Here is an 11,476-nt window from a genome sequence, read left to right as displayed (position 1 = left end):
GCGTGAAGGCCGCCGAGCAGGCTTGCAGCACGAACACCAGCAGGTAGACCTGCCAAACCTGGTCGACGAAGGGCAGGATCAGGGCGACGCCGGCCCGGACGAGGTCGGTCGCAACCAGGAAAGCGCGGCGGGGAAACTGCCCGGTGAAGGCGTTCGCGATGGGCGCGACCAGCACGTAGGCCACCATCTTGATGGCGAGCGCCGTTCCCAGCACCGCTCCGGCCTTGGCCCCGGCCAACCGGTAGGCGAGCAGGCCGAGGGCCACCGTCAGCAGGCCGGTGCCGACCAGGGCGATGACCTGCGCGGCGAACAGGTACCGGTAGGTGCGGTTCGCGAGGACGCTCAGCATCGGGGCCTCACAGGTACCTGGCGAGCGCCTTGAACTCGGCCAGCGCCGCCTTGGCGGACTTGCCGCCGTCCGCGACGCCGTCGCCGATGCAGTGCTCCATGTGGTCCTCGATCAGCGTGCGCTTCGCGTTGGCGATGGCGCTCTCGACCGCCTGCAACTGCTGGGCGAGGTCCACGCAGGGGCGGCCCTCCTCGATCATCGCGATGACGCCGGCGAGATGGCCGTGGGCGCGCTTCAGCCGCTTGATGATCTCCGGGTGGGAGGCGTGCACGTGATCCATGTTGACATGCTATCCCCCCGGAGGGGATAAGGGAAGGGTGTTCGACGCGCCGGGATGGACGGCGCTTGCCGGGAAGAGGGTGTCGGGTGTCATTCGGACGGCGTCTCATGACGGTGGCCGTCGCGTTGCTCCTGGCGGCCGTGACGGTGATGCCGTTGCTCGCCGAGGCCCGGCACGCAGCCTCCGGTCCCGTCGCGCTCGCCATGCCGCCGGTGGCGGGACAGGACCACGCCAAGGCCCACCAGGATGCCGATGACCTGGTCCACCACGCGCAATCGCACGCGCAGGGCGTGATGCCCGTCGCCGCCAAGGCTCCCGCGAGCGTGGCCACGTCGGCGGCGCGGTCGTTCGCCCGCCTGGACGACGTCTTCCGAGCCGGGGGCGGGGCGCAGGGACCGTTCGAGCCTCCGAGGGCCTGAGGCTTTCCGCCTCTTCCCATCCTCGAACGACGGCGCCGTGCGCGTGCGGCCGCCCGTCCATGGCACCGACATGTCCAGACGTCTCATCCCCGTTCTGCTGGCCCTCGCCGGCGGCGTCCTGATCGCGACCTGGTGGCCCGGCGCTCGCGATGCGGTCCGCACCATGCTGGCGGGCGCCAGGGGGGCCGCCGCGCCCGCCAAGCCCGAACCGCACGCGGCGGCCGGTCCGGAGCCGGAGAGATCCGGCCTCGTCAAGCTGACGGACGGCCAAGTCGGCAAGGCCGGCATCCGCACGGACGAGGTCGGTGGCGGGAACCTCTCGCGCCACCTGCACGTGCCGGGCACCATCGTCCCGAACGCCAACCTGACCGCCCGCATCGCGGTGAAGACCACCGGCACGGTGGTGGAGCTGCGCAAGGGGCTCGGCGACAAGGTCGCCAAGGGCGAGGTCGTAGCGCTCCTCGACAGCCGCGAGATCGCCGACGCCAAGGGAGAATACTTGGCGGCGCGCGTGTCGGCCGCCCTGCAGAAGACGCTCTACGAGCGCGACAAGGAGCTCTGGGACAGGCGCATCTCGTCCGAGCAGCAGTACCTGCGCTCGCAGGCGAGCTACCAGGACCTGAAGGTCAAGGAGGACGCGGCCCGCCGTAAGCTGACCTTCCTCGGCCTCAGCCAAGCCGAGATCCAGGCGTTGCCGAACCAGCCGGAGGCGCAGTTCGAGCGCCAGGAGATCCGCTCGCCGCTCGGTGGCAAGGTCGTGGAGCGGCGCGTCGACCTCGGGGCGGCCGTCGGCCGGGACAACCTGGAGACCGAGCTCTACAGCGTCGTCGACCTGTCGACGGTCTGGGTCGATCTCGCGGTGAGCCCCGGCGACCTGCCGCTGGTCCGCGAGGGCCAGACGGTGGCCGTGCGGGCCGAGACGACCGGCGAGGCCGCGCGCGCTCGCATCGTCATCATCGTGCCCGTCCTCGACCAAGCCACGCGCGCGGCGCGGGTCGTCGCGGAACTGGCCAACCCGGACGAGACCTGGCGGCCCGGGTCTTTCGTTGGTGCCGAGATCGTGATCTCCGACCAGCCGGTGCGGGTGCTCATCCCGGCCTCGGCCATCCAGACCTTGGAGGGCAGACCGAACGTCTTCGTGCGGGTGGCCGCGGGCTTCGAGGCGCGGCCGGTGAAGCTCGGGCGGTCGGACGACGCCGCCGTGGAGGTGACGGAGGGGCTGGAGCCCGGCGAGGCCGTGGCGGTGGCCAACACCTTCACGCTGAAGTCTGAGCTCGGCAAGGCCGCGGCGGAGGACTGAACCGTGATCCGCCCGATCCTCGCCTTCTCCGTCGCCAACCGCTACGCGGTCATCCTGGTGACGCTCATCGCCACCGCCTTCGGGGCTTGGTCGCTCGCGCGGCTGCCCATCGACGCGGTGCCGGACGTCACCAACAACCAGGTCCAGGTCAACGCCATCGCGCCGGCGCTGACGCCGGTCGAGATCGAGAAGCAGGTCACGGTCCTAGTCGAAAGGGTGCTCGCCGGCACGCCGGGCCTGGAGAGCTTGCGCTCCTTCTCGCGCAACGGCTTCGCCCAGCTCACGGCCGTGTTCAGCGACAAGGTCGACGTCTACTTCGCCAGGCAACAGGTGAACGAGCGCCTGGGCGAGGTGCGCAACACCCTGCCACCCGGGGTCGAGGTCAGGCTCGGGCCGATCTCGACCGGCCTCGGCGAGATTTACTGGTGGGCGGTCGAGTACCGGGCCGCCGGCGACGGCGCCCCGGTCCGCGACGGCCTGCCGGGCTGGCAGTCGGACGGCAGCTACCTGACGCCCGAGGGCGAGCGGCTGAGGTCCGACTTCGAGCGCACGGTCTACCTGCGCACGGTCCAGGATTGGATCATCCGGCCACAGATGAAGAGCGTGCCGGGCGTGGCCGGCGCCGATGCCATCGGCGGGTTCGTCAAGGAGTACCAGGTCAAGCCCGACCCAATGAAGCTCGTCGGCTACGGCCTGGGCTTCGCCGACCTGACCCGGGCCATCGGAGCCAACAACGTGACCCGGGGCGCCAACTACGTCGAGCGCAACGGCGAGGGCTATGTCGTCCGGGCCGGAGGACTGATCGAAAACGTCGACCAGATCCGCGACGTCGTCGTGGCGACCCGGGCCGGGATACCGATCCTGGTGAGGGACGTCGCCGAGGTCGGGATCGGCCGCGAGCTCCGGACCGGCTCGGCCAGCGAGAACGGCCGCGAGGTCGTGCTGGGCACCGCCCTCATGCTCATCGGCGAGAACAGCCGAACCGTCTCGGCGGCCGCGGACGCCAAGATCAAGGAGATCAACAAGCTCCTCCCGCCGGGCATCCAGGCCCGGACGCTGCTCAGCCGGACCGACCTCGTCGACGCCACGGTCCGGACGGTGTCGAGGAACCTGGCCGAGGGGGCGCTGCTGGTCGTCGCGGTGCTGTTCCTGGCGCTGGGCAACATCCGCGCGGCGATCATCACGGCCCTGGTCATCCCGGTCGCCATGATGCTGACGGCCACCGGCATGCTGGCGGGCCGCATCAGCGCCAACCTGATGAGCCTCGGCGCGCTCGACTTCGGGCTCATCGTCGACGGCGCGGTCATCATCGCCGAGAACAGCCTGCGGCACCTGGCGGAGCGGCAGCACGCGCTGGGACGGAAGCTGAGCTTGGACGAGCGGCTGGAGACCGTGCGCGTCTCAGCCGAGGAGATGATAAAGCCGAGCGTCTACGGGCAGGCCATCATCATCCTGGTCTACGTGCCGCTGCTGACCTTCACCGGCGTGGAGGGCAAGACCTTCGCACCCATGGCGCTGACGGTGCTGATCGCGCTCGTGGCGGCCTTCGTGCTGTCCCTGACCTTCGTCCCGGCGATGGTCGCGACCTTCATCACCGGGCGGGTCGGCGAGGGCGACAACCTGCTGATCCGAGGACTGAAGGCGGCCTATCGACCGGTGCTGGGCGGGGCGGTCCGGACGCCCTTGGCTTTCATAGGCGGCGCGGTGGTCGTCCTCGGGCTGGCCGGGGCCCTGGCGACGCGGCTCGGCCAGGAGTTCACCCCGACGCTCGACGAGAAGAACATCGTCATGGAGGCGCGGCGCATCCCCTCGACGGCCATCTCGCAGTCGCAGGCCATGCAGCTCGGCGTCGAGGACGCCATGAGCAAGTTCCCGGAGGTGGCCTTCGTCTACTCGCGCTGCGGCACGCCCGACATCGCCGCCGACCCGATGCCGCCGAACGCCTGTGACACCTACCTGATCCTGAGGCCCCAAGCGGAGTGGCCGGACCCGTCCGAGACGAAGGAATCGTTGATCGCCCGCATGGACGCCGAGGCGAAGCTGATCCCGGGCACGCTGCTCGGGTTCTCGCAGCCCATCCAGATGCGCTTCAACGAGCTGATCGCGGGCGTTCGCGACGACCTCGCGGTGAAGGTGTTCGGCGAGGAGTTCGGCCCGATGGTCGACGGCGCCCGCAAGATCGCCGGCATCCTGCGCAGCCTGGAGGGCGCCGCCGACGTGAAGGTCGAGGAGGCGGTCGGGCTGCCGTTCCTGGAGATCAAGGTCGACCGGCGCGAGATCGCCCGGCGCGGCTTGAGCATGGCGGACGTGCAGGACGTCATCGGCACGGCGGTCGGCGGCAAGGACGCCGGGCTGGTGTTCGAGGGCGACCGTCGCTTCGCCATCGTGGTCCGGTTGGCCGACGACGTCCGGGGCGACGTCGAGGCGCTGAGGAACCTGCCGGTGCCGCTACCGCCCGCGCAGGCCGCGCCCGCGCGGGCGGGCACCGGCGTCCCGGCCTCTCCCGGTCCGGCCGGCGGGACGAGCGTGCCGCTGCGGCAGCTCGCCTCGTTCGCCTTCGGCGAGGGGCCGAACCAGGTGAGCCGCGAGAACGGCCGCCGCCGCGTCGTGGTCACCGCGAACGTGCGCGGGCGCGACATCGGCTCGCTGGTGGCCGAGGCGCAGGCGCGCATCGCCGCCGAGGTGCGCTTGCCGCCCGGTTACGAGGTGAAGTGGGGCGGGCAGTTCGAGAACCTGACGGCCGCTCGCCAGCGCCTGGCGGTGGTCGTGCCGGCCTGCTTCGCGCTGATCTTCCTCCTGCTCCTCGGGGCGCTCGGGTCCGGGCGCGACGCGCTGATCGTGTTCAGCGCCGTGCCGATGGCCCTGACCGGCGGCGTGGCGGCCCTGTGGCTGCGCGACATGCCCTTCTCGGTCTCGGCGGCGGTCGGGTTCATCGCGCTCTCGGGCGTCGCGGTCCTGAACGGCTTGGTCCTGCTGAACCACATCCGCGCGCTCGTGGCGGAGGGAACGGCGATTCCGGATGCCGTCCGCGAGGGCGCCCTGACCCGGCTGCGGCCGGTGGCGATGACGGCCTTGGTCGCCGCCCTTGGCTTCGTGCCGATGGCCCTGGCGACGGGCACGGGTGCGGAGGTGCAGCGGCCGCTGGCGACCGTCGTCATCGGCGGCTTGGCCAGCGCGACCGTCCTGACGCTGCTGGTCCTTCCGGCGCTTTACGTCCGGTTCGGCAAGGCCAAGGCGTCCTTCCCGTCCGCTCCACGAGGCCATGTCGTGGCGTGGACCGACCCACGAACACCTTAGCCGGACGGCCTCGCGAGCGGTCGGATCAGGGCGACCGCATCACGGCGGGACAAGGTTCCGGGCAAATCGGGACAAGCTGTGTTGAGAGCGTCGCTGTCGCTGAGCCGAAAACGGGACACGCTTTCATGAGAGCGTGTCCTGCGCAGCCGCGCGCATGGATCGGCATCACCGAGGCTGCCCCGGACCGAACGAGACGGCGCCCACGCGGCGGGACGGCGTAACCCGATGCGTGCCGCCGTGTTCAACGCCTTTGGGAACGCCCTGTCTTCGATCGCGTGCCGCCGCCGCGTCTCGACGGATCGAGGCCAGATCGAGGGCCACGAGCGGCTGTCCGCCCGGACTTCCGACCGGCCCGGATGAAAGGTCGCCGCCCGCCGCCCTCACTCGAAAGCCCCTGGGCATCGCACGGGACACGCCGGCGGTAGAGGGTTCTGAGCCAGGCTCATTCCGGCAGGTGCCGCGCCTTCCGAGCCGCCCGCCCGGGGGCAGCCGGCGCGCGGCGTCGATGTCGCCGTAGGACCGGGGCGAGGTCACCTCGCCGCGGGTCACGCCCATGGCTTCGTGGCCGGGTCCGCCGGCCGTCCTCGCCGGCGGTGGGGCCGCCGGGGCGCTCGGCTCTCAGGCTGGCCAGTTCGCCGGGCGACCCAGGAAGCCACGGCCCGGCATGCCGCGAAGCCATGTCACGAAGGCGCTCACCCGCTCGGGCGGGAACTGGTTTCGATGGCCCTGCGTGCTGTGCACGAGATCGCGCAGTCCCTGGGGGACCAGCGGGCCCGACCCGCCCCAGTAGGCGTATTCGCGCCCGAGAAGCACCCTGTCGGTCCGCCCGGTGTCGCGCACCAGGTTCGGCAGGCTGGTGACGCCCCCGGGCTCGCTATGGAAGGAATCGGCCTGGACGAAGGTGCCGTCGGCCGAGCGGCGATAGATGTTGTCGCCGTAGATCTGCATGCGGCTGCCGGACATCACGGGTCGCTTGGCGCCGAAGCGCGCGTCGTCCCAGTACCGGTCGAAGGTGAGGATCTCGTCGACCCGCATCCAGTAGACGACACGGTCCTTGATCCCGTTCGGGATCGAACCGGTCCCGACCACGAAGTCCCCCACGCTCGCGTGCTGCCGGATCAGCGGTTTGCACGCGCTCAGCGTGCAAACCCGGTGAAACGGATTGGGCGCGAACCCGAGGTCGTGGTCGATCACGTAGGAGTGGACGCGCACGCCGGCCTCAGCACTTGTTCCGCTTGGTCTGGCGCTCCGCCCGCGGCTGGGCGTCGGGCTTCAACCACTCGGGCTTCGCGTTCCTCGGCGGTAGGGCGCCCCGCAGGCTGCCCGCATCCCAGGGGACGGTATCCCCGCCGTAATCCTCGAACGCGCGCGGCAGCGTCTCGTCCTGGGTTCTAGGAGGCCAGATCCCGATGACGCGACGACCCTGGGCGGCGGCCCGCTGCATCACGCGCCCCAGCTCCTCGTCCGCGAGGCAATCGGGAGACAGCACGATCACCCCCAAGTCCTCGTCCGGCGTCTCGGCGCGACCGGCCGGGGCCTCGTCATCCGCGGGCGCGGGCTCGCCGTCTTCCGGCGCAACGGGATCCTCGACGTGCTCGCCGTCTTCCCCTTCGTCGTCCTCCCCTTCGTCCGGCTCGACGACGGCGACCTCCTCGTCCACGACCTCGCAGCCCGCCTCGGCCAAGAGCTTGAGCAGGGCCGTGCGTTCCTCGTCATCGACAGGACCGAGCACGCGAACCTTCGGCATGTGCGGCTTCTCCCCGGTGCCCAGGTCCTTCCGTCGCGCATTCCGCCCGGGAGCCTGGCTCAGTAAAGCTTAGGTGGTCAGCCGCGGTCGGTATGGCAAGGGTGGTTCCGCCGCGGCGTGTGTCGGCACCGGCACCCTGGACTGAGCGCCGAAAAGGTCCGACGATGGCAACCTGAGGATATGCCAATCCGGAGCGGGGAGGGGACATGGATACGGCGCCGCTTAGCCTGAACGGTTATCAAGCCGGGGCGATCCGGACGGACCGGACGCGCGGGAAGGGCACCGGCCTCGACCTGGCCGTGCTCGGCCTCTTCGGCGAGACGGGCAGCCTGCTGAGCGAGACCAAGAAGAAGCAGCGCGACGCGCGGTCCTATCTCGGCTACGAGGCGAGCGTCGTCGAGGAGATGGGAGACGCGCTCTGGTACCTGGCGGTGATCGCCGATCACGCCGCGCTGCGCTTGGGGGATCTCGCCGGCCGGGACCTCGCCGGGGGGCCCGAGCCGACCTTCGCGGACGTGCAGCCGCAGCGTGCCTTGCCTTTGCACGTCCCGACCGTCGCCTTCGAGCACACCCTGCTACAGCTGGCCGGGGCCGTCGGCCGGCTTGCCGCGCTGGGGGCGCGGGGCGACCTCGCGGGAAGCCCGGACCTGCCGGAGCGTCTCTCCGCAGTGTTCGGCCTTCTCGTCGCGGCCGCGAACGAGGCCGGCGTCACCCTTGAGCAGGCCGCCATGCGCAACCTCGCGAAGGCCGAGGACCGTTGGCCGGCGACGCGCGCGGCCCCGCCGCTGTTCGACGAGGCGTTCCCGGACGAGGAGCGCCTGCCCCGCGCGTTGACCATCGACATCTTCGAGCGCACCGGCGGCAACGACAGGCGGTACGTCGTGCAGCGATGCAACGGCATCTTCATCGGCGACCGCCTGACCGACAACATCATGAAGCCAGACGATTACCGGTTCCACGACGCCTTCCACTATGCCTACGCCGCCGTCCTCGGCTGGTCGCCGGTGACGCGCGCGCTGTTCCGCCTGAAGAGGAAAAGCGAGGCCCGCGTCGACGAGGGGCAGGATGGAGCGCGCGCGATCCTGATCGAGGAGGGCGTGGCGACCTTCGTCTTCGGTGAGGCGAAGCAGCTCGGCTTCTTCGAAGGGCAGCGCCCGGGCGACCTGGGCTTCGCCTTCCTGAAATCGGTGAGGCAATTCGTGCGCGGCTACGAGGTCGAGGCCTGCCCGCTCTGGCTTTGGGAAGAGGCCATCCTCGCCGGTAACGAAGCGTTTCGTTTCTTGCGGGAGAAGCGCCGCGGGCGCCTTCGGCTCGATCTCGTCGGGCGGAAGATGCTGGTCGAGGACCTGCCGACATGACACCTGGCGCCTTCATCGAAGCCCTCGCGGCGCTTCGCTTCAGCGACACCTTCAACCCCTACGCCGAGGCCTGCCCGGACCACGACGGCGTCGATGCGCCTCAAGTCCGGCGTGAGAACCTTCGCCTCGTCCTGGAGGCGGCCCTCGCCGGAGGCGTCGATTCGATCTGGATCGCGCGCGACCTCGGGTACCGTGGTGGGCGGCGCACGGGCCTGGCGCTCACGGACGAGGCCCACCTCTCCGCCCATGCCGGCCTCTACGGTCAATTGCCGCTGGCGCGGGCCACCCGCGGCCCCGCGATGACCGAGCGCACGGCGACGGTGATCTGGCAGGTTCTCCGGGACCTGCGGCGCCCGGTCTTCCTCTGGAACGTCTTCCCGCTCCATCCGCACGCGGCCGGCGACCCGCTGTCCAATCGCTGCCATACCCGTCGGGAACGGCAGGCGTCCCGCCACCTCCTCGAATGGCTGGTGTCGGAATTGCGGCCCCGGGTCTTGGTCGCCATCGGGAGGGATGCCGAGGCAGCGTTGGCGGACTTGGGTATGGCGGCCGAGCGGGTCCGGCATCCCAGCTACGGAGGGCAGACCGAGTTCGTCGCCCGCATGGGCGAGCTGTACGGCCTACCCGTCAAGGTGTCTCACGAGGTGCAACTCACGCTGAGCTGAGAGAACCGGGAACCGCATCTCCGGGTCGTCGACGGCTGGCGCCCCTGGGCATGATGCACCGTCCCTCGCTTCGCGGACCGGCCTGGGATCACGCATCGGAGCCCATGATTTGCCGGGACGATCTCGCGGGCCCATGCGGTCGTGGATCACCGGGCTCGATGCGCTGATGCACCCACGGTCTTGGCAGGAAACGCCGAAGCGCCACACTCCACCTTGGGTTTGACGCCTATCTAGTCTCCGCGCGGGCAAGGGGGACGTGCGACAAGGTTCGATTTGATTGCGGTGTTCGTGCGCGCCTGCTCTCCGACGCCGGAGCCAGGCGCCTCGTCATGCTCCATGGTGTAGGCCCTGCGCCACCACTCCGCTGAGACCGCTGCCTTGCTTCCGTGTGCCCCGCGCGGACCGGGTGGGATGGGCTGCCCGCTTGGGAGCACCGGGGCAGGGGCGGAGCCCCTGGTCCTTCGGAATGCCCGTGCGCCAAGACGGTCAGCGTTCGCCATCCGCGATATCCGGTTGCGCAAGCACCTCAAGGAGACGCCCTCCATGGAGACGTCCACGGCCGTATTCGGCCGCAAGACGCCCAAGCTCGGACCGGAGTGCCGTGAGCAGGGCGATCCGCCGGTCCGTCTCGTCCCTGTGGCGCAGGGCCAGCCTGGCAGCTTCCTCGGGCGAGCCACTATGCCCTGTTCCCAGTTCGAGGAGTTCGCGGATAGCATCGACCTCCAATCCGAGTTCTCTGGCCTGTCGGACAAAGCTCAACCGAACGACGTCCTCCTCAGTGTAGCGTCGCTGCTGGCCCTCGGTTCGAGCCGGGGCCGAAATGAGGCGGTTCTGCTCATAGTACCTTATCGTAGGTATCCGCACGCCCGAGCGTCGCGACAGTTCACCGATTGAAATCGTCACCCGAAGGCCTCTCCCACTTCCGAGTGCGTGGACCTTAGCGCATGAGGTGGGTGGAGGACATGGTCCGAGTTCTCCGCTTGCGGTGAGTGCCATGTACCCTTACCCCGTAGCGGTACACCCATGGCCAAAAGCGGCTATGGTCGGAATGGCCGCCGTCACCCTGAGGCCGACACGCCCCAGGCCGACGTCGCCAGTAGCGTCGATCCGAACGGTTTCTTCGACAATGGCCCTCATCCTTGGCGCGCGCCGGTGGATTGCCAGGCGCGGCTTCGAGCGGACCTATCCCGTCCTGATGCGGGACCCGGCCTGCACCGAGCCCCTTATAGCCGCCCTTGCTCCCGAGGCCGGCGAGCGCATCCTCTATGTCAGGGGGCCGCAGGCCGAACCCGTGCTCGGGCTCGCGAAGAGGTTTCCGGGTACCAAGTTCGTCGGCTTGGAAGCGGACGCAGAGCGCGCCGCCGCGACCCGGGCCGATGCGGCGGCGGCGGGCCTCACGAACGTGAAGGCGTTCGCGTACGAGGCCCACGGTCGCTTGCCGTTCCCTCCCGCCTCCTTCGACAAGGCGGCTTCGGTGATGGCCCTGCATTCCGAGCCACCGGAAGGAAAGCTTCGGATCGCGCGCGAGTTGTTGCGCGTCCTGCGGCGGCAAGGAAGCCTGCTCGCCTCGGATCTTGATGCGGCGCGTGGGGCGCAGGAAGGCGCCTTGGTCAAAGTCGCGTCCATGATGCTCGGCGAGCCGCGTCTCCAACCACACACGGACGGAACGTGGCCCGACATCCTTTCCGAAGCTGGTTTCGCGCGCGTCAAGCGCCTCGGCTCGCATTCGGTGCTCGTCGCAAGAGTGGCCCTGGTCCGGGCATCCAAGCGCTGAGACGCTGCCATCATGCCACCGTTGATGCCGGGCGCCTGCACCTTGACGACATGTCACGCATGGCGCGCTGGAGATCATCGGTCGAACAGAGGGTGAGGCTCGTCCGAAGGCGTTCGCAATTGCTGGCCAATGGCCGTCATCATCAAAATATCCTAGAAATCTCGGCCTTCAGGCCGGGGAGGCCGCGCATTCTCTCGCTGCTGTCGGACGTATTGGGCGACCACAGAAAGCGGTGCGCCGCCACAAGACGCCACGAAATACGACGGAGACCAGAGAATGCCCTGGTG

The 11,476-nt window shown here is 69.8% G+C and carries 11 protein-coding genes and 1 pseudogene; 6 read left to right on the top strand and 6 right to left on the bottom strand.

Annotated elements, in window-relative coordinates:
- Together V3T34_RS16610 and V3T34_RS16605 are read right to left on the bottom strand one after the other, a co-directional pair.
- A pseudogene (locus tag V3T34_RS16610) lies at positions 1-349 on the bottom strand (MFS transporter); the annotation flags it as partial.
- A gap of 7 nt (positions 350-356) precedes the next feature.
- The gene (locus V3T34_RS16605) at positions 357-629 is read right to left on the bottom strand and encodes a metal-sensing transcriptional repressor (RefSeq protein WP_060850456.1); all 273 of its coding nucleotides are present in this window, start codon (positions 627-629) and stop codon (positions 357-359) included.
- Between the two features lie 107 nt (positions 630-736).
- Here V3T34_RS16605 and V3T34_RS16600 point away from each other — a divergent pair, with 107 nt between their 5' ends.
- The 3 genes from V3T34_RS16600 to V3T34_RS16590 all read left to right on the top strand — a co-directional run bounded on the left by V3T34_RS16600 (position 737) and on the right by V3T34_RS16590 (position 5,645).
- Positions 737-1,048: a hypothetical protein gene (locus V3T34_RS16600; RefSeq protein WP_060850455.1), complete on the top strand. Its 312-nt coding sequence runs from the start codon at positions 737-739 to the stop codon at positions 1,046-1,048.
- Positions 1,049-1,118: 70 nt separating this feature from the next.
- Positions 1,119-2,348: an efflux RND transporter periplasmic adaptor subunit gene (locus V3T34_RS16595; RefSeq protein ID WP_305079727.1), complete on the top strand. Its 1,230-nt coding sequence runs from the start codon at positions 1,119-1,121 to the stop codon at positions 2,346-2,348.
- A 3-nt stretch (positions 2,349-2,351) separates the two neighbouring features.
- Positions 2,352-5,645 carry an efflux RND transporter permease subunit gene (locus tag V3T34_RS16590; protein WP_305079726.1) on the top strand — a complete coding sequence of 1,098 codons (3,294 nt, stop codon included), beginning with the start codon at positions 2,352-2,354 and terminating at the stop codon, positions 5,643-5,645.
- Between the two features lie 618 nt (positions 5,646-6,263).
- Here V3T34_RS16590 and V3T34_RS16585 read toward each other — a convergent pair.
- On the bottom strand, positions 6,264-6,857 hold the full coding sequence (locus V3T34_RS16585; RefSeq protein ID WP_060850453.1) for an Nmad2 family putative nucleotide modification protein: 594 nt from the start codon (positions 6,855-6,857) through the stop codon (positions 6,264-6,266).
- Between the two features lie 7 nt (positions 6,858-6,864).
- The gene (locus V3T34_RS16580; RefSeq protein ID WP_060850452.1) at positions 6,865-7,392 is read right to left on the bottom strand and encodes a hypothetical protein; all 528 of its coding nucleotides are present in this window, start codon (positions 7,390-7,392) and stop codon (positions 6,865-6,867) included.
- Between the two features lie 206 nt (positions 7,393-7,598).
- Between V3T34_RS16580 and V3T34_RS16575 the strand changes: the two genes are divergently transcribed.
- Together V3T34_RS16575 and V3T34_RS16570 are read left to right on the top strand one after the other, a co-directional pair.
- A complete protein-coding gene (locus tag V3T34_RS16575; protein WP_305079725.1) occupies positions 7,599-8,750 on the top strand; it encodes a nucleoside triphosphate pyrophosphohydrolase family protein in 1,152 nt (383 codons plus the stop codon).
- Positions 8,747-9,415 (top strand): uracil-DNA glycosylase, encoded by a 669-nt coding sequence (locus V3T34_RS16570; protein WP_060850450.1) that lies wholly within the window; start codon positions 8,747-8,749, stop codon positions 9,413-9,415. The genes V3T34_RS16575 and V3T34_RS16570 overlap by 4 nt, the downstream gene beginning before the upstream one ends.
- A gap of 486 nt (positions 9,416-9,901) precedes the next feature.
- Here the strand turns inward: V3T34_RS16570 and V3T34_RS16565 are convergent, their stop codons facing one another.
- Entirely contained in the window at positions 9,902-10,411 is a 510-nt protein-coding gene (locus V3T34_RS16565) for a MerR family transcriptional regulator (protein WP_305079724.1), read from the bottom strand.
- A 130-nt stretch (positions 10,412-10,541) separates the two neighbouring features.
- Here V3T34_RS16565 and V3T34_RS16560 point away from each other — a divergent pair, with 130 nt between their 5' ends.
- Positions 10,542-11,189: a methyltransferase domain-containing protein gene (locus V3T34_RS16560; RefSeq protein WP_060850448.1), complete on the top strand. Its 648-nt coding sequence runs from the start codon at positions 10,542-10,544 to the stop codon at positions 11,187-11,189.
- Between the two features lie 152 nt (positions 11,190-11,341).
- Here the strand turns inward: V3T34_RS16560 and V3T34_RS16555 are convergent.
- A partial coding sequence (locus tag V3T34_RS16555; RefSeq protein ID WP_305079728.1) for a transposase occupies positions 11,342-11,476 on the bottom strand: 135 nt, incomplete at its 5' end.

The sequence above is a fragment of the Methylobacterium ajmalii genome (assembly GCF_036448855.1).
In the GTDB taxonomy this organism is placed as follows: Bacteria; Pseudomonadota; Alphaproteobacteria; order Rhizobiales; family Beijerinckiaceae; genus Methylobacterium; species Methylobacterium ajmalii.
This window is presented reverse-complemented; position numbering and strand designations above follow the sequence as displayed.